Origin of the sequence: Vibrio sp. Vb1127 (genome assembly GCF_033338735.1) — a bacterium.
GTDB lineage: Bacteria > Pseudomonadota > Gammaproteobacteria > Enterobacterales > Vibrionaceae > Vibrio > Vibrio alginolyticus.
In genome coordinates, this window is the sequence record NZ_JAWOTF010000018.1 from 1 (window position 1) to 18581 (window position 18581).

The 18581-nt window shown below is 45.6% G+C and carries 17 protein-coding genes and 1 pseudogene; 15 read left to right on the top strand and 3 right to left on the bottom strand.

What is annotated here, in order from left to right:
* Window positions 1-129 (top strand): annotated as a pseudogene (locus R7H07_RS18840) (SAM-dependent methyltransferase); the annotation flags it as partial.
* 93 nt (window positions 130-222) lie between these two features.
* Here R7H07_RS18840 and ald read toward each other — a convergent pair.
* Window positions 223-1347, bottom strand: a complete 1125-nt coding sequence (gene ald, locus R7H07_RS18845; protein WP_005378241.1) for an alanine dehydrogenase — start codon at window positions 1345-1347, stop codon at window positions 223-225.
* Window positions 1348-1503: 156 nt separating this feature from the next.
* Here ald and lrp point away from each other — a divergent pair, with 156 nt between their 5' ends.
* The 6 genes from lrp (at window position 1504) to R7H07_RS18875 (ending at window position 9104) form a co-directional block, all read left to right on the top strand.
* Window positions 1504-1998, top strand: coding sequence for a leucine-responsive transcriptional regulator Lrp (lrp, locus tag R7H07_RS18850; protein WP_005378234.1), 495 nt, complete (start codon window positions 1504-1506; stop codon window positions 1996-1998).
* A 152-nt stretch (window positions 1999-2150) separates the two neighbouring features.
* Window positions 2151-5198, top strand: a complete 3048-nt coding sequence (locus R7H07_RS18855; RefSeq protein ID WP_053307455.1) for a DNA translocase FtsK 4TM domain-containing protein — start codon at window positions 2151-2153, stop codon at window positions 5196-5198.
* 61 nt (window positions 5199-5259) lie between these two features.
* A complete protein-coding gene (gene lolA / locus R7H07_RS18860; protein WP_206959094.1) occupies window positions 5260-5886 on the top strand; it encodes an outer membrane lipoprotein chaperone LolA in 627 nt (208 codons plus the stop codon).
* Window positions 5887-7242, top strand: a complete 1356-nt coding sequence (locus tag R7H07_RS18865) for a replication-associated recombination protein A (protein ID WP_242539574.1) — start codon at window positions 5887-5889, stop codon at window positions 7240-7242.
* A 91-nt stretch (window positions 7243-7333) separates the two neighbouring features.
* Window positions 7334-8641 carry a serine--tRNA ligase gene (serS, locus tag R7H07_RS18870; RefSeq protein WP_005437179.1) on the top strand — a complete coding sequence of 436 codons (1308 nt, stop codon included), beginning with the start codon at window positions 7334-7336 and terminating at the stop codon, window positions 8639-8641.
* A gap of 196 nt (window positions 8642-8837) precedes the next feature.
* The gene (locus R7H07_RS18875; protein WP_053307454.1) at window positions 8838-9104 is read left to right on the top strand and encodes a DksA/TraR family C4-type zinc finger protein; all 267 of its coding nucleotides are present in this window, start codon (window positions 8838-8840) and stop codon (window positions 9102-9104) included.
* 69 nt (window positions 9105-9173) lie between these two features.
* On the opposite strand, the gene bioA is transcribed toward R7H07_RS18875, so the two are convergent.
* Complete coding sequence (bioA, locus tag R7H07_RS18880) at window positions 9174-10454, bottom strand: adenosylmethionine--8-amino-7-oxononanoate transaminase (RefSeq protein ID WP_017821705.1); 1281 nt, start codon at window positions 10452-10454, stop codon at window positions 9174-9176.
* A gap of 130 nt (window positions 10455-10584) precedes the next feature.
* Here bioA and bioB point away from each other — a divergent pair, with 130 nt between their 5' ends.
* Genes bioB through bioD form a run of 4 tightly spaced genes read left to right on the top strand, consistent with a single transcriptional unit; the run spans window position 10585 to window position 14279 of the window.
* Window positions 10585-11637: a biotin synthase BioB gene (gene bioB / locus R7H07_RS18885; RefSeq protein ID WP_005378222.1), complete on the top strand. Its 1053-nt coding sequence runs from the start codon at window positions 10585-10587 to the stop codon at window positions 11635-11637.
* Window positions 11624-12775 (top strand): 8-amino-7-oxononanoate synthase, encoded by a 1152-nt coding sequence (bioF, locus tag R7H07_RS18890; RefSeq protein WP_191115705.1) that lies wholly within the window; start codon window positions 11624-11626, stop codon window positions 12773-12775. Before bioB ends, bioF begins: the two co-directional genes overlap by 14 nt.
* The gene (bioC, locus tag R7H07_RS18895) at window positions 12775-13596 is read left to right on the top strand and encodes a malonyl-ACP O-methyltransferase BioC (protein WP_005388087.1); all 822 of its coding nucleotides are present in this window, start codon (window positions 12775-12777) and stop codon (window positions 13594-13596) included. Before bioF ends, bioC begins: the two co-directional genes overlap by 1 nt.
* Window positions 13593-14279, top strand: a complete 687-nt coding sequence (gene bioD / locus R7H07_RS18900; protein WP_054577962.1) for a dethiobiotin synthase — start codon at window positions 13593-13595, stop codon at window positions 14277-14279. Before bioC ends, bioD begins: the two co-directional genes overlap by 4 nt.
* An 81-nt stretch (window positions 14280-14360) precedes the next feature.
* On the opposite strand, the gene R7H07_RS18905 is transcribed toward bioD, so the two are convergent.
* Window positions 14361-14528 carry a hypothetical protein gene (locus tag R7H07_RS18905; protein WP_005378215.1) on the bottom strand — a complete coding sequence of 56 codons (168 nt, stop codon included), beginning with the start codon at window positions 14526-14528 and terminating at the stop codon, window positions 14361-14363.
* Window positions 14529-15037: 509 nt separating this feature from the next.
* On the opposite strand from R7H07_RS18905, the gene htpX reads away from it, so the two are divergent.
* The 4 genes from htpX (at window position 15038) to R7H07_RS18925 (ending at window position 18581) form a co-directional block, all read left to right on the top strand.
* Window positions 15038-15907 carry a protease HtpX gene (gene htpX, locus R7H07_RS18910; RefSeq protein WP_005388085.1) on the top strand — a complete coding sequence of 290 codons (870 nt, stop codon included), beginning with the start codon at window positions 15038-15040 and terminating at the stop codon, window positions 15905-15907.
* Between the two features lie 209 nt (window positions 15908-16116).
* Complete coding sequence (locus tag R7H07_RS18915) at window positions 16117-16536, top strand: nuclear transport factor 2 family protein (RefSeq protein ID WP_005378211.1); 420 nt, start codon at window positions 16117-16119, stop codon at window positions 16534-16536.
* On the top strand, window positions 16533-17258 hold the full coding sequence (locus R7H07_RS18920; protein ID WP_033905083.1) for an SDR family oxidoreductase: 726 nt from the start codon (window positions 16533-16535) through the stop codon (window positions 17256-17258). Before R7H07_RS18915 ends, R7H07_RS18920 begins: the two co-directional genes overlap by 4 nt.
* 12 nt (window positions 17259-17270) lie before the next feature.
* Window positions 17271-18581 carry an NAD(P)/FAD-dependent oxidoreductase gene (locus R7H07_RS18925; protein WP_206959100.1) on the top strand — a complete coding sequence of 437 codons (1311 nt, stop codon included), beginning with the start codon at window positions 17271-17273 and terminating at the stop codon, window positions 18579-18581.

Sequence of the window (18581 nt, forward strand, 5' to 3'; positions counted from 1 at the left end):
TTGGAGATCTGGCTCGCATTAGACAAAGTGCTTTATCTTGAAGAACGTGGTTACCGTGTTAGATTGTCAGAGTTTTGCCCTAAATCGGTCACGCCTAGAAATATTTTAATTTGTGCATATAAGATTTAGTTATTCTTTATAGCCAAATACTCTATATGAAAAAGCCCACTTCAGTGTGGGCTTTTGTAAACAAAACGTGACAAGTTATGTTTTATTTTGTCATTAATTGAACATAGCAATAGCTTGAGTTGGTTCAACGTATTCCAAGTCAAAGCTTTCTGCTACTTCTTTACACGTTACTTTTCCGTGAATAACGTTTAGACCTTCAAGGAAGCCTTTATCTTCTAGAAGTGCTTCGCGGTAGCCTTTATTTGCTAACTTCACGATGTATGGAAGTGTAGCGTTGTTGAGTGCAAATGTTGAAGTGCGAGCAACTGCGCCAGGCATATTTGCTACACAGTAGTGAACCACTTCATCAACGATGTAAGTTGGATCTGCGTGAGTTGTCGCGTGTGAAGTTTCGAAACAACCGCCTTGGTCAATTGCCACGTCAACCACTGCCGCACCAGGCTTCATCTTAGCAATATGCTCTTTAGTGACCAGTTTAGGTGCTGCTGCGCCAGGAATTAGAACGGCACCGATAACAAGGTCCGCTTCTAGAACATGCTTCTCGATAGCGTCTTCAGTAGAATAAACCACTTTTGCGCGACCTTGGAATTCTTCGTCAAGCTTACGAAGTGTGTCTACGTTACGGTCTAGAATAGTGACGTCAGCGCGAAGGCCAACCGCCATACGAGCGGCGTTTGCACCAACAACGCCACCACCAACGATAACGACTTTTGCAGGTTCAACACCAGGTACGCCGCCTAGGAGTAGACCACGACCGCCATGCGATTTTTCCAACGTTTGCGCACCAGCTTGGATAGACATCCGACCTGCCACTTCTGACATTGGTGCTAACAGTGGCAAACGACCCATATTATCTGTTACAGTCTCATAGGCTATACAGACAGCTTTGCTCTTGATTAGCTCATCAGTTTGTGGAAAATCTGGTGCTAGGTGTAAATAAGTAAATAAAATTTGCCCTTCGCGGAGCATTGCTCTCTCTACTGCTTGGGGTTCTTTTACTTTTACAATCATGTCTGCTTGCGCAAATACGTCAGCAGCATGAGGGAGAATGGATGCGCCGACAGCGATGTAATCATCGTCTGAAAAACCAATGCCGGCACCTGCATTGGTCTCAACTAAAACTTGGTGACCATGTGAGATGAGTTCTCTCACGCTAGCTGGGATCATACCAACACGATATTCGTGATTCTTGATTTCCTTAGGTACGCCAATGATCATCCTGTATCCTCTTTCTATAATGGTTGTATTAACTGTTAGTAGGGTGTTATTGTCGAATTAATAACTAGTATAGTTATAGATTTGTAAAATTTGGCACCAAATATTAAAAAGTTGTAGTATATTTTTTTGCAAGGAAGTAATAAGGTGGAATAAAAAATGGCAGACAACTATAAAAAGCCGTCCAAGGAACTAGACCGTATCGACCGCAACATTCTTAATGAGCTGCAGAAAGACGGTCGTATTTCAAACGTTGAGCTTTCAAAACGTGTGGGACTTTCTCCAACGCCATGTTTGGAGCGTGTGCGTCGCTTAGAGCGTCAGGGTTATATCACAGGGTATACTGCATTATTGAATCCGCAGTTCCTGGATGCATCACTATTAGTATTCGTTGAGATTACGCTAAACCGTGGTGCGCCGGATGTGTTTGAGCAGTTTAACTCAGCTGTTCAAAAGCTAGACGACATACAAGAGTGTCATCTTGTTTCAGGTGACTTTGACTATCTTCTTAAAACCCGTGTATCAGATATGGGTGCTTACCGCCGACTATTGGGCGATACGTTACTACGTCTACCTGGCGTAAATGACACTCGCACATACGTTGTTATGGAAGAAGTGAAACAATCTAACCAGCTTGTGATCAAAACTCGTTAATTTCTTGCAAAGAAAGCGGTATATGCTTCCGCTTTCGCCAGAGAGTAATTGGGTTTTTCTCCTTGATATGGTTAAATCAATTTACCGAGCGGCTTGATGCCGCTCGGAATGTTTTGCAATTTCCTATTTCATTTCCATATTCAAGTTGATTTATGTTCAAAGAGAACGCAAAGAAAGTCGAAACCATTATCAAAACCAGTGAAGAGCCCCAGTCTTCACGCTTAAATGGCTTCCAACGCTTAAAAGAGTGCTGCTTTATCGTTGGCGTTCTTAGCTCGGTATTGCTTGCGGTTGCACTATTTACCTTCAGTCCGGCCGATCCTTCTTGGTCCCAAACCGCATGGGGAGGGGATATCGATAATGCTGGTGGCCTTTTCGGCGCTTGGCTAGCCGATACTCTATTCTTCACATTTGGCTCTCTCGCTTACCCAATCCCTTTCTTGCTAGCGGCGGCTGCATGGGTGATTTGCCGTAAACGAGGAGAAGATGAGCCAATTGATTTCATGCTATGGGGTACAAGGCTGCTCGGTCTTGTCGTCCTTATTATGACCAGTTGCGGTCTTGCCGATATTAATTTTGATGACATTTGGTATTTTTCATCCGGAGGTGTGGTCGGGGATGTGTTGTCTAGCCTCGCTTTACCTACATTGAATGTACTCGGTACCACATTGGTACTGCTATTCTTGTGGGGAGCGGGCTTTACGCTCTTTACTGGCATCTCATGGCTTAACATCGTGGAATGGCTTGGTGATCGTGCATTAGCACTAATTGCCGCGCTTGCAAATAAGGCAAGAGGTTCAGAGCAGGAAGTTTTAGAACCTCAGCTTGATGAGTTTGTAGAAGATAAAGTCTCTACGCCTAAACATAATGTAGACCATGAAATTGATGATGAGCCGCTTCCTCATTTAACGGCGTACGATGTCGATGAACCGAAAGAGTCGGCGCCAGCGCATGAGTATCCTATTTATATGCCGCAAGCGAAACCTGATAAGCTTGCGGAACAGGCGATGGTAGAACCGACGCCACCACAACGCAAGGCTACGGTTAATGCTGCGCCAGTTTATTCTGAACTTGAGCCTCAAATACAACCTATCCATACGGTTAACACTGATAACGTTGATCCGCTCTTGGAACGCACCAAGCAACTGAATGTTACGATAGAAGAGCTTGAAGCAGCGGCGCAACAAGCAGATGACTGGGGAACTGAAGAACAGGCTGCCCCATCATTTGCAGACACTTATTCTTCCTATGTCGAGCAACATACAGCTACAGAAGAACCGATCAGTGTTGAACCAGATTATGCGGAGTACGAACAATTTGAAGCAGAGCAAGTACAGCAGCCAAGTATTGAGCATCCTGTACATGAAGAGCCTGCAATTGATTCTGCTGTATTAGATAGCATCACGGCGCAAACGGAATCGAGCCAACATATTGAGCCTACGATCTCTGACTTTGATGTGTTAGATGATGAAGACGAAGTGGAGTCTCAGCCTGCACAGCAAGCACAGCCAACAACGCCTCATCAGCAAGTTGCAACACCTTCAACAACATTTGAACCTGCACCTCAAAAAGTGGAGGTAGAAGAGGTCCAAGACAACGACCAAGACGTTACCGCATTCCAAGATATGGTTTCCAATGCGCAAGCCAAAGTCGCTGCAACACAGAACCCATTTTTGGTACAGAAAGAAGAAAACTTGCCAGTTCCGGAAGAGCCACTCCCAACGCTCGAGTTGCTTTATCATCCAGAAAAACGTGAAAACTTTATCGACCGTGATGCGTTAGAGCAGGTCGCTCGATTGGTAGAGAGCAAACTCGCTGACTACAAAATCAAAGCCGATGTGGTTGGTATTTATCCTGGTCCAGTGATCACTCGTTTTGAGCTTGATTTGGCGCCGGGGGTGAAAGTAAGTCGTATTTCTGGTCTTTCAACTGACTTAGCGCGTGCATTGTCTGCGATGGCGGTACGTGTCGTGGAAGTAATCCCTGGCAAGCCTTACATCGGTTTGGAACTGCCAAACATGAGTCGTCAGACGGTCTATTTATCTGATGTCATCAGTAGCCCTCAGTTTGAGCAAGCAACGTCACCAACAACGGTTGTGTTAGGTCAAGACATTGCGGGTGAAGCTGTGGTGGCCGATCTTGCGAAGATGCCTCACGTGCTAGTAGCAGGTACAACAGGTTCTGGTAAGTCGGTGGGTGTGAACGTGATGATTTTGAGCATGCTGTATAAAGCAGGTCCAGAAGATGTACGCTTCATCATGATTGACCCGAAAATGCTAGAGCTTTCTATTTATGAAGGTATCCCTCATCTTCTTTCTGAAGTTGTGACTGATATGAAAGACGCATCAAACGCTCTACGTTGGTGTGTGGGCGAGATGGAACGTCGTTACAAATTGATGTCGGCATTAGGTGTACGTAATGTGAAGGGCTTCAACGAAAAACTGAAGATGGCAGCAGAAGCGGGCCACCCAATCCATGACCCGTTCTGGCAGGAAGGCGACAGCATGGATACTGAACCGCCATTGCTAGAAAAGCTGCCTTACATCGTCGTTGTTGTTGACGAATTTGCTGACCTGATGATGGTGGTAGGTAAGAAAGTTGAAGAACTGATTGCTCGCTTGGCGCAAAAAGCGCGCGCGGCAGGTATTCACTTAATTCTTGCGACTCAGCGTCCATCGGTTGATGTTATTACCGGTCTAATTAAAGCGAACATTCCAACTCGTGTTGCGTTTACGGTATCGACTAAAACGGACTCTCGTACAATCCTAGATCAAGGCGGCGCAGAATCACTACTTGGTATGGGTGATATGTTGTATCTACCGCCGGGATCAAGTCATACAACTCGTGTTCACGGTGCATTTGCATCAGATGATGATGTTCATGCTGTTGTAAACAACTGGAAAGCGCGTGGTAAACCGAACTACATTGAAGAGATCATCAGTGGAGATCAAACTCCAGAAAGTCTATTGCCAGGTGAGCAAATGGAAGCGGATGAAGATGTAGACCCGCTCTTCGATCAAGTTGTTGAGCACGTGGTTCAATCACGTCGAGGTTCGGTTTCCGGTGTTCAGCGCCGATTTAAGATAGGTTACAACCGTGCCGCCCGTATTGTAGAGCAGCTTGAAGCGCAGGGCATCGTAAGTGCTCCGGGTCATAACGGTAACCGTGAAGTACTGGCACCTGCGCCACCAAAAGATTAATGAACTTGTGTTACTCACCTCAGTCCAACTGAGGTGAGTGGTTCTAATAATAGGTATCTGAATGAAAAAACTATTTTCAGCGAAACTTTTCTCTGCGCTTGTTTTAAGCTTTTCCCTCTTTTCTACTGCACACGCAGCATCTCCTAAAGATGAATTAAACAAACGCCTTTCTATGAATGATGGCTTTAGTGCGGATTTCTCTCAGCAGGTTATCAGCCCTGAAGGCGAAACGGTTATGGAAGGAGAAGGTACGGTTGAAATCGCTCGCCCAAGCCTGTTCCGTTGGAGTACAACATTCCCTGATGAGAACCTATTGGTCTCTGACGGTAAGACATTGTGGTACTACAGCCCATTCATCGAGCAAGTGAGCATCTACTGGCAAGAGCAAGCAACAGAGCAAACGCCATTTGTTTTGCTAACGCGTAACCGAGCAAGTGATTGGAATAACTACAAAATATCTCAAAAAGGTGACCAGTTCACTCTCATTCCTACCGCAGTAGACTCCACACAAGGTCAATTCCAGATTAATGTTGATGCCAAAGGTGTCGTGAAAGGCTTCAACGTGGTTGAGCAAGACGGTCAAAAAGGTTTGTTCACCTTTAACAACGTGAAGCTGGGTAAACCAAAAGCAGACAGATTCACATTCACAATTCCAAAAGGTGTGGATGTGGATGACCAAAGGAATTAATTGGTAGTGAGTAATTACACATTAGATTTCTCGGGGGACGAAGATTTTCGTCCCCTTGCTGCTCGTATGAGACCGGAAACAATCGAGCAATACATTGGACAGCAGCACATTTTAGGCCCTGGTAAGCCACTGCGCCGTGCGCTAGAGGCGGGTCACATTCACTCTATGATCCTTTGGGGACCACCAGGCACAGGCAAAACGACATTAGCGGAAGTGGCTGCAAACTACGCCAATGCTGAAGTAGAGCGTGTGTCTGCCGTAACGTCTGGTGTGAAAGAAATCCGTGCTGCAATCGAGAAAGCACGTGAGAACAAAATGGCGGGTCGCCGCACCATCTTATTTGTGGATGAGGTGCATCGCTTCAACAAATCTCAACAAGACGCGTTTTTACCGCATATCGAAGATGGCACGGTTACCTTTATTGGTGCGACGACAGAAAACCCATCGTTTGAGTTAAACAACGCATTGCTGTCACGTGCACGTGTCTACAAGCTAACGTCTCTCGATAAAGATGAAATCTCACTGGCGCTGAACCAAGCGATCAGTGACAAAGAGCGTGGCTTGGGCAATACACCTGCACACTTCGCTGATAACGTATTAGACCGCCTAGCAGAACTGGTAAACGGTGATGCTCGCATGTCTCTCAATTATCTTGAGCTGCTCTACGACATGGCAGAAGACAATGCGCAAGGTGAAAAAGAGATCACGCTTAAGTTGCTGGCTGAAGTGGCAGGGGAGAAAGTCTCTCGCTTCGATAACAAAGGTGATATCTGGTACGACTTAATCTCTGCGGTCCACAAATCCATTCGTGGTTCAAACCCGGACGCTGCGCTTTACTGGGCTGCACGTATGATTGCAGCGGGATGTGATCCTCTTTACATTGCCCGTCGATTACTTGCGATAGCATCGGAAGATGTCGGCAATGCGGACCCTAGAGCCATGCAAGTGGCACTCTCCGCGTGGGACTGTTTTACGCGCGTTGGTCCAGCAGAAGGTGAACGTGCGATTGCTCAAGCTATTGTTTATCTCGCGTGCGCTCCAAAGAGTAATGCCGTTTACGTTGCTTGGAAACAAGCGCTAACGGACGCTCATAACTTACCTGAATATGAAGTGCCGCATCACCTTCGAAATGCGCCAACCAGTTTGATGAAAGACATGGGTTTTGGGGCTGAATATCGTTATGCTCACGATGAGCCTGGTGCTTACGCAGCCGGTGAGCAATATTTGCCGCCTGAAATGGACGATCGTAGGTACTATCAGCCGACAAATCGTGGTCTAGAGACCAAAATCGGCGAAAAGTTAGATTACTTGGCTACTTTAGACGCAAATAGCCCACAAAAGCGCTATGAAAAGTAGGCGTTTTTGGATACATTTGTTCAGTAAATTTTTTTAACGCGTACGCTTGGAAAGTGCGCGTGATTTCACAACAAAAAGCATAGGATTAACAATGCTGGATTCTAAATTACTTCGTACAGAGCTGGATGAAACAGCTGCTAAACTGGCGCGTCGTGGCTTTAAGCTAGACGTAGATACTATTCGTAAACTTGAAGAACAACGTAAGTCCATTCAAGTAGAAGTAGAAAATTTACAATCCACGCGTAACTCCATCTCCAAGCAAATCGGCCAAAAAATGGCGGCTGGCGACAAAGAAGGCGCAGAAGAGATCAAGAAACAAATCGGTACGCTAGGTAGCGATCTTGATGCGAAGAAAGTTGAACTTGAGCAAGTAATGGCTCAACTAGACGAATTCACGCTTTCTGTACCAAACATCCCAGCAGATGAAGTGCCAGATGGCAAAGATGAAAACGACAACGTTGAAATCTCTCGTTGGGGTGAGCCAAAGTCTTACGACTTCGAACTGAAAGATCACGTTGACCTAGGCGAAATGGGCGACGGTCTAGACTTCGCAAGTGCAGTTAAGATCACTGGCGCACGTTTCATCGTGATGAAAGGCCAATTTGCTCGTCTACACCGTGCAATCGCTCAGTTCATGTTGGATCTTCACACTGAAGAGCACGGCTACACAGAAATGTACGTACCTTACCTAGTAAACTCTGACAGCCTATTCGGTACTGGTCAGCTTCCTAAGTTTGGTAAAGATCTTTTCCACACTGAGCCGCTAGTAGAAAAAGTAAACGACGAAGAGCCACGTAAACTGTCTCTAATCCCTACTGCAGAAGTACCTGTAACGAACCTAGTTCGTGACACGATTTCTGACGAAGCGGATCTACCAATTAAGATGACAGCTCACACGCCATGTTTCCGTTCAGAAGCAGGTTCTTACGGTCGTGATACTCGTGGTTTGATTCGTATGCACCAGTTCGACAAAGTTGAGCTAGTACAAATCACTAAGCCAGAAGATTCAATGAACGCACTAGAAGAGCTAACAGGTCACGCTGAGAAAGTTCTACAACTTCTTGAGCTTCCTTACCGTAAAGTGGTTCTATGTACAGGTGACATGGGCTTCGGCGCTCGTAAGACTTACGACCTAGAAGTTTGGGTTCCTGCTCAAGAAACTTACCGTGAAATCTCTTCATGTTCTAACATGTGGGACTTCCAAGCTCGTCGTATGCAAGCGCGTTTCCGTCGTAAAGGCGAGAAGAAACCTGAGCTTGTACACACGCTAAACGGTTCTGGTCTAGCTGTAGGTCGTACAATGGTTGCTATCCTAGAAAACAACCAAGAAGCAGACGGCCGTATTGCAATCCCTACAGTACTTCAGAAGTACATGGCGGGCGCAACGCACATCGGTTAATTCATTAACCACTAGAACACCAAAACCCAGCCTTAGTGCTGGGTTTTTTGTTATCTGCGTCGAGTGAAAATTGATTATTACTAAGCTGCAATAGTGTTTTCGAATTTACCCTAATTATCTTGTTATTTGTAATCGATATAATCATCCACCTTACCACGGTAAGTAGATTTTCTCATTCAAGTAACGAGGAGGGCTTATGGTCGTAGGGTGGGCCAATGACGATAGCGTCAGCCAACAAATTCAAAACACAATAGACGACGAGATTTCCCGTGTTCGTGGCAGTATCACAAAGGGTGAGAGCGCCCATTACTGCGATGAGTGTGGTGATGAGATTCCAGAAGCGCGTCGTCTTGCAATGAAAGGCGTTCGTTTGTGTATCGAATGTCGGTCAACAATCGAATTGGTATCTCAACGCCAAGCATTGTTCAATCGACGAGCGAGTAAAGACAGTCAACTTCGATAGCTTTACTGCTCTAATAAATAACGAGACGGTTTGAGTCTCATACTCAAACCGTTTTCGTATTGAATTGAACTATGAAGCGAAGCAGTCTTTACGTTGCAACGCTGCATCAATCGCGTTAACTAGCTTCTCAATATCTTCTGGCTTGCTGATGAACGGCGGCATCATATAAATCAGTTTGCCAAATGGACGAATCCACACTCCGTGTTCAACAAACAAGGCTTGGATGGTTTCCATATTCACAGGGCGATGCGTCTCCACTACGCCAATGGCACCTAGCCAACGGGTGTTTTTCACCAACTCGTATTCTTCAAGTTTTGGTAGTAACTCAGAAAACAGCGTTTCAATTTGTTGGGTTTGTTGCTGCCAATTACCTTGCTCAATCAATTCCAAACTTGCGGTGGCAACAGCACAGGCGAGTGGATTCCCCATAAAGGTTGGACCGTGCATAAAACAGCCTGCATCACCACCACAAACGGTGTCTGCTACGTGTTTGCTCGCCAGGGTCGCAGAGAGGGTCATGTAGCCGCCAGTGAGTGCTTTCCCGACACACAGAATGTCTGGTTGAATGTCTGCATGTTCGCAGGCAAACAACTTACCGGTACGACCAAATCCGGTAGCGATCTCATCTGCAATCAATAACAAGCCGTATTTGTCGCAAAGCCTACGCACGCCTTTGAGAAATTCTGGATGGTAGATGCGCATGCCGCCTGCGCCTTGAACAATAGGTTCTAGGATCACCGCAGCAAGTTCTTCATGGTGCGTTTCAATCTTGTGCTCGAAGTCGGTAAGGTCCTCTGGCTTCCATTCATCCCAATAACCACAAGTTGCTGACTCCGCAAAGATATGCTCAGGCAAAAAGCCTTTGTAAAGAGAGTGCATTGAGTTATCAGGATCGGTAACCGACATAGCCGCAAAGGTGTCGCCGTGATAACCGTGTCGCAAAGTAAGAAACTTCGGTCGGCGTTCGCCTTTTGCATGCCAATATTGCAGTGCCATTTTTAAGCTGACTTCTACGGCAACGGAGCCTGAATCGGCAAGGAATACATGTTCAAGGTTATTTGGTGCAAGGGACAATAGCTTCTTACACAAACTGATTGCTGGCTGGTGGGTAATCCCGCCAAACATCACGTGAGAGACCTGATCGATTTGCTGGTGAGCGGCTTGATTTAAATGCGGATGGTTGTAGCCGTGGATCGTCGACCACCAAGAAGACATGCCATCGACCAGCTCAGTACCGTCTTCCAATTTAATATGAACACCATTTGCCGATGCCACTGGGTAGCAGGTCAGAGGTGTCAATGTCGAAGTGTAAGGATGCCAGATATGCTGGCGGTCGAAGGCGAGATCCATGTGCGATTCCAATAATAATTGAGGTTAAAAAACAGACAGGTGTAAACTTTGATCTTTTGCGTTGTGTTGACAGTTTATCGAGACTCAGTAGACTGTCAACACAACAACAAAAGTGACTAAAGGAATACACGTGGAAGTTCGTCATAACTGGACGCATGCTGAAGTGCGCGATCTCATGGAAAAACCATTCATGGATCTCCTATTCGAAGCGCAGCTTGTACATCGTCAATATCAACAAACCAACCATGTTCAAGTAAGCACGCTTCTGTCGATTAAGACAGGTGCTTGTCCAGAAGATTGTAAGTACTGTCCTCAGAGTGCTCGTTACACCACAGACATCGAGAAAGAGCGTCTGATGGAAGTAGAACGCGTACTCGATGCTGCGCAAAAAGCCAAAAATGCTGGTTCTACTCGATTCTGTATGGGCGCAGCATGGAAAAATCCAAAAGAGCGTGACATGCCGCATTTGACCGACATGATCAAAGGCGTGAAGGGCATGGGTTTAGAAACGTGTATGACATTAGGCATGTTGACACCAGATCAAGCAAAGCAATTGGCAACCGCGGGTCTTGATTACTACAACCACAACCTAGATACCTCACCTGAGTTCTACGGCAACATCATTACCACACGTACTTACCAAGATCGTTTAGATACTTTGTCTCACGTTCGTGATGCTGGCATGAAGATCTGTTCTGGTGGCATCATCGGCATGGGTGAAAGTGCTAACGACCGAGCAGGTTTGTTGGTTGAATTGGCTAACTTGCCGGTACACCCTGAAAGCGTTCCAATCAACATGCTCGTGAAGGTAAAGGGGACACCACTGGAAGAAGTGGATGATGTTGAGCCTTTCGATTTCATTCGCCTGATTGCGATTGCACGAATCATGATGCCTCAGTCAGCCGTTCGTTTATCCGCTGGCCGTGAAAACATGAACGAACAAATGCAAGCGCTGTGTTTTATGGCGGGTGCAAACTCCGTTTTCTATGGCTGCAAGCTTCTGACCACGCCAAACCCTTCTGAAGACAAAGATATGATGCTGTTCAACAAGCTCGGTATTAACAGCCAAGAGGTGTCTCAAAAGCCTGATGAAATCGAAGAAAACGAGTTACTCGATCGCGTCGTAGAGCGCGTTGCTGCCCGTCCGACAAAAGACGACCTTTTCTACGATGCCAGCGTTTAAATCTCGTATCGAGTCCGCTCTTGCTAAGCGTAAAACGCAAGGGTTGAATCGTTCTATGAATGTGGTGTTTGCCGGTAACCAGTCCGTTTTGGAGCACGAAGGCAAGCGCTACATTAATTTCTCAAGTAATGATTATTTGGGCTTGGCCAATGATCAAGCGCTCGTTCGTGCGTGGCAGCAAGGTTTAAGCGTATACGGCAGTGGCAGTGGAGCATCGCCAATGGTCACTGGCTTTAGTGCAGCACACAGCAATTTAGAAGCCGCACTAACTGAATGGTTGGGCTACGACAGAGCAATTCTGTTTGGTTCTGGATTCAGTGCTAATCAAGCCTTGTTGTTCACCTTGTTAGAAAAGTCAGACGTATTGATCCAAGACCGTTTGAATCATGCTTCATTGATAGAAGCGGGGGCGTTGTCACCAGCTAAGATGAAGCGCTTCAAACACAATGACATCGAGCACCTAAAGTCGCTGATTAATAGCGAAGACAACCATCTAGTTGTGACGGAAGGGGTATTCAGCATGGACGGTGACTGCGCGCCGCTCAGCGATATAGCTGAAGCCACTCGCAGTCATGATGCTTGGTTTGCTGTCGATGACGCTCATGGTATTGGCGTTCTTGGTCAATCCGGTGGTGGTTCTTGCGAGTTGGCAACGGTTAAACCCGAGATACTGATCGTTACTTTCGGCAAAGCGTTTGGTATGTCTGGCGCGGCTATTTTATGTGACCACGCAACGGGAGACTTTTTGACTCAGTTTGCTCGTCACCATGTGTATTCCACAGCGATGCCTCCGGCACAAGCCTATGCGCTAACGCATGCGGTTTCTATCGTTCAAGAGCAGTCTTGGCGACGTGAAAAGCTTTCAGAGCTTAGTGAAGTGTATCGAGACTGCCTCAGCGATCTGGAGGGCTTTGTTGAGACTCAGACTTCGATTAAGCCGTTTGTGATTGGTGAATCTGAACTGGCTTTGCAGGTTGCGAGCGCTTGTCGCCAAAACGGCATTTGGGTTACCGCTATTCGACCACCGACGGTGCCTAAAGGGACGTCTCGCCTTCGAATCACACTCACTGCCAATCACACCAACGAACAAGTTAAAACGCTTTCAATGGCATTGAAGCAAGCATTAGGAGCGCTGTAATGGATAATGCAACTACCGCATTAGCGCAAACGCTCGCGTTAGAGAGTTTCCATCAAGATAAAGACGCGATTGCCTCTTCGTTTGGTAAAGCAGCAGAAACATACGATAAACATGCGGCTTTTCAACGTGATGTCGGGCATCAGCTGCTTGATAAACTTCCTGAAAACTTGACGGGAAAACGTGTATTGGATTTAGGTTGTGGCACGGGTTATTTCTCCCAACTACTTCAACAACGCGGTGCGGAAGTAGTCTGCGGCGATATCTCTCAAGCCATGTTAGATAAAGCAGAGCAGCGTTGTGGTGCAGTACGAATGCACTACCAAGTTGCTGATGCTGAAAACTTACCATTTGACGATGATAGCTTCGATTACGTGTTTTCAAGTTTAGCGCTGCAATGGTGTACAGATTTAAGTTACCCACTAAAAGAAGTGCGCCGCGTGCTAAAAAATGGTGGGAAAGCGTGGTTCTCTACACTGGTTGATGGATCACTGTATGAGCTGCGTGCATCATGGGAAAAAATTGATGCATATCAACACGTCAATAACTTTCTAACGCTCAATCAGGTAAAAATTGCGTTAGCGCAATCTCGATGTGACAGCCATCAACTAGACTTGACCACCATCACAGTTTGGTACGACTCTGCATTTTCAGTTATGCGTGACCTCAAAGGTATAGGTGCAAATCACGTAAGCGGGCGCTCACACGGTTTAACTAGTCGCGAGACTTTGTTAAAAGTTGAGCATGCGTACCAAGCGTTTAAAAACGATCAAGGTCTTCTACCTGCAAGTTATCAGGTTTGTTTTGGAGTAATACATCTATGATTGATGCTTTTTTTATTGCTGGTACGGATACTGATGTTGGAAAGACGGTAGCGTCTAAAGCCATTTTGCAAGCGATCGCCGCAAAAGGACTAAACACTATTGGTTATAAGCCAGTGGCAGCAGGGAGTGACAAGACTGAAGCCGGATGGCGTAACTCTGATGCTTTACACTTACAAGACGCCGCAACACTCGATGTGGCCTATGATGATGTGAACCCATACGCTTTAGAGTTGCCTGCTTCTCCCCACATTGCAGCGAAGCATGAACATGTCGAAATAAGTTACGATGTTCTGAGTCAAAAACTGGCTCAACATAAGCAGCAAGCCGATGTTGTTCTCGTTGAAGGTGCTGGAGGCTGGCGTGTGCCAGTATCCGATACGGACTGTTTATCTACATGGGTAAAAGAAGAGCAGTTACCTGTTGTACTGGTGGTTGGCATTAAATTAGGCTGTTTGAGCCACGCTTTACTCACAGCGGAGAGTATTAAAACGGATGGTTTGAATCTTGTTGGCTGGGTGGCAAACCGCGTCAACCCAGGCACAGAGCACTACGCTGACATTATCGAGATGCTAGAAGCACGTATCGATGCACCTAAGCTTGGGGAAATTCCATATATTCCAAGTGCTAAACGTAAAGAGCTAGGCAAGTACATTAATGTAGAGCCGTTGCTAAACACTGACTAATGGTGTTTAGGGTAAAAGACTAAAAAACCAAAGGGCTGCGCAATGCAGCCCTTTCTTGTTGGTGTAACCTAAAAAGTCAGATTACTTATCTTGGCTGAGCCCCATCAATGCTTGTTGTGTTTCTGCAACACGCTGAGACATATGATGATCGGTTGAAATACCAAGTTGTTGCTTTGCCTCGTCCTCTGAGATGCCTAGGTGACAACGCAGTAAATCAATAGCCATCTGATAGTCGTTAGTTTCTACCATGGTTTTTCCCTCAATACATGGAGTTTTTGAGCTCACCCAATGCACTTTTTGCAATGTACTTAGAGTGGCTCTGTTTTGTTCATCTCATTCGAATTTAGCATGTCCATGTAGCCGCACAATAAGACCAAAGTCTATAGCAGAGCTAACGTACTGTTTTTGGTCTATTAAAAAATTTCTAGCTAAGTTGCTAAGAGGTGATAGATTTAACACCAAGATCATCTATCAATAGATGATGGGTAGCTCAGAGCTTATTTTATCATTTTGATAAATGTATATGAACGGAGGTTCCGGCTCCTACCAAAGCATGTTTTGAAATCGCTTGAATCAAATATTTCAGTCCCGAAAACAAATGTTGCAATTTATTGCTTAACCTTGTTTTTATCGCGGATAGACTATATCTATAACGCACGGAACATGAAAATCAACGGAATTGGCTTTTATAGCGATTACCATTTGTTCCTTATAACAATCCGTTTTAAAAAAACGATAAGCTTCCTCGGAGAAAAGTAATGAAGCGAATTATGTTATTCCTAGCAACTAACCTAGCTGTCGTGCTAGTGCTTAGTGTTGTTCTGAATATTGTTTACGCTGTAACTGGAATGCAACCAGGCAGTCTGTCAGGTTTACTTGTAATGGCTGCTGTATTTGGTTTTGGTGGCGCATTTATTTCGTTGATGATGTCAAAGGGTATGGCGCTACGCTCGGTTGGTGGTATGGTCATTGAAAGCCCGCGCAACGAAACGGAGCATTGGTTAGTCGAAACTGTGGGTCGTCAAGCTCAACAAGTGGGTATTGGTATGCCAACGGTGGCTATTTATGATTCACCAGATATCAATGCATTTGCGACAGGTGCAAAACGAGATGACTCTCTTGTCGCAGTTTCTACTGGTCTTTTACACAATATGACTCGTGATGAGGCAGAGGCAGTACTTGCACACGAAGTGAGCCATATTGCAAATGGTGATATGGTCACGATGACGTTGATGCAAGGTGTCGTGAACACGTTTGTTATCTTCCTATCACGCTTTATTGCCAATATCGTGGCATCGAACGATGATGAAGAAGGCCAAGGTACAAATATGATGGTTTACTTTGGCGTATCCATGGTGCTTGAACTGGTATTTGGTTTCCTAGCTAGCTTCTTGACTATGTGGTACAGCCGTCATCGCGAATTCCACGCGGACGCAGGTGCTGCGCGCCTCGTTGGCAAAGAAAAAATGATTGCGGCTCTAGAGCGTTTGAAGGTGAGTCATGAATCTCAACTGGATGGCACCATGATGGCGTTTGGTATCAATGGCAAGCAGTCGCTGACTGAGCTACTAATGAGCCACCCTCCGCTAGATAAACGTATTGCAGCGTTGCGAGGCCAGCAATACTAATTGTTCCTACTTAAATAATTGTTAATCTGCTGAAAAGGCTTGGTTTTGACCAAGCCTTTTTTTTCGCCGATTGATCGCGTGCGAACTTCATCACGTACTACTTACAGAAATAAAGTTATACAAAATTATTTTTGTACAACTTTGGAGGAATGAACTATCTTGTACATATAATAATTTTGTACAACTTAATGGGCGTGTAGGAGTAAAAAATGGACATACAGTCTGTTGGCAATATCTATCAAAAGCTCAACAAAGCGAACTTACATCTGCTTAAGGATATATATCACCAAGATGTAGTATTTGAGGACGCAGCGCATCGTTTAGAAGGATGGCCAGCACTTTCGGATTATTTCACCTCATTATATGCCAACGTCATCAGTTGTGATTTTGTAATCCATGAGCATCAACAAGTCGGAGATACAGGCTTCCTAACTTGGACAATGGACCTTCAGCATCCCAAACTTCAGAAGGGGGCGCCTATTCTCGTCAATGGTGTTTCGCACCTCAAATTTAGCGAAGGTCAGGTCATTTATCACCGAGACTATTTTGATCTCGGAGAGATGCTCTATGAGCATTTACCGTTACTTGGTTCAGTCGTTAAAACCATCAAGCAGAGGTTAGGACAATGAACAACACCATCTTAATCACAGGCGCCACCTCCGGAATAGGAAGGCAGCTTGCCCTAGATTACGCGAACTCAGAATGGAATGTGATTGCTTGTGGTCGGAATCAAGATGTTCTTGCAGAACTGGAGGCAGTTTCCTCCAAAATTCATACATTGCAGTTTGATGTGACAAATTATGAGGAAACTCAGCAGGCGCTCTCTAATTTGCCCTTTACGCCAAACACATGGGTTTTTAACGCAGGCGATTGTGAGTACATGGATGAGGGAGTGGTCGACGCGAAACTCATGGCGCGTGTGATGAACGTAAATGTTGTCGGTGTTGCCAACTGCGTTGAAGGCTGCCAAGTGCATTTAGAGAGAGGGCACCGCATTGTTATTGTTGGCTCTATCGCATCAGAAGTGGCACTGCCTCGTGCTGAAGCTTACGGCGCATCCAAAGCGGCAGTCAGTTATTTTGCACGCACGCTCGCCGTCGACTTGAAAAAGAAAGGGATCAATGTGGTAACGGTGTTTCCTGGTTTTGTTGAAACGCCGTTGACTGACAAAAACGACTTCGAAATGCCAATGATCATTTCTACTCAGCAAGCGTCGGACTCTATCAGGAAGCAGTTAGCCGCCAACAAGACCTATATCTATTTCCCAGCGAGATTTACCAGTATTTTACGTTTTATCTCGTTACTTCCATACAGTTGGCAAGCTCGCCTAACTGCTAAACTCGTAGCATAAGAAGGAATAAGAATGAAAACAGCAGGAAGAAAGAAGATAGCGATTGTGGGAACGGGAATCTCTGGCCTTACTTGTGGTTATTACTTGCATAAAGAACATGAGGTAACGCTGTTTGAAGCGAACGATTACATCGGTGGCCATACTGCAACCGTTGATGTGAGCCTTGATGGTAAAGAATACGCGATAGATACTGGGTTCATCGTCTATAACGACCGTACGTACCCTAATTTCATTAAAATGATGAGCGAGATTGGCGTTGAAGGTCTGCCGACTCAAATGAGCTTCAGTGTCAGAAACGATGGGAACGGACTAGAGTACAACGGCCACACAGTGTCGACATTGTTCGCTCAAAAACGCAACTGGGCAAACCCTAAATTTTATCGATTTATCTTCGAGATACTTCGTTTCAATAAACTTGCCAAGCGCTTCGCTAGCGAGCAATCCTCGCACTCTCAGACGTTAGGTGAGTTCCTTGATGAACACAAATTCAGTGCTTTCTTTACCGATAACTACATATTACCGATGGGTGCTGCGATTTGGTCGTCGACTTTAGCTGACATGCGCGCATTCCCTCTTATGTTCTTCTTACGTTTCTTCCTCAACCACGGTCTGCTAGATGTGACTAACCGGCCACAATGGTATGTGATTAAAGGTGGTTCACGATCATACATTCCACCATTGACCAAAGGCTTTGCCGAGAGTATTCGTCTTAATAGTCCTGTCGAAAAAGTGGTTCGCAACGAAAAAGGGGTTGGCGTTCAAGTTCGCGGAGAAACGCATTGGTTTGATGACGTTATCTTTGCTTGTCACAGTGATCAAGCAATGAGAATGCTAGAGGATATCAGCCCAATTGAGCAGGAAATCTTGGGGGGTATGACATACCAAGCAAATGAAGTTGTTCTTCATACCGACTCTGCCGTACTACCAAAACGTAAGGCAGCATGGGCATCATGGAACTACCTATTGGAAGGCAGTGAAGAGGAACAGCAACGCCTCCCTTCGCTCACTTATAACATGAACATTCTTCAGCATATTCAATCAGAACATACGTTTTGTGTAACGTTGAACAGTACTGAGCAAATTAACTCAAATAAAGTCTTGCGTTCGTTCACTTATCATCATCCAGTATTCACCACTGAGTCTATTGCAGCGCAGCAGCGCAAAGATGAGATACAGGGCAAACAAAGTACCTGGTTCTGCGGCGCTTATTGGTACAACGGTTTTCATGAAGATGGCGTGCGTAGCGCGCTTGATGTTGTGAAAGAACTAGAAGAAAAGTACCGCGAACAAAATGTGGTTCCTTTCGAAAAAGGCGCAGCGTGA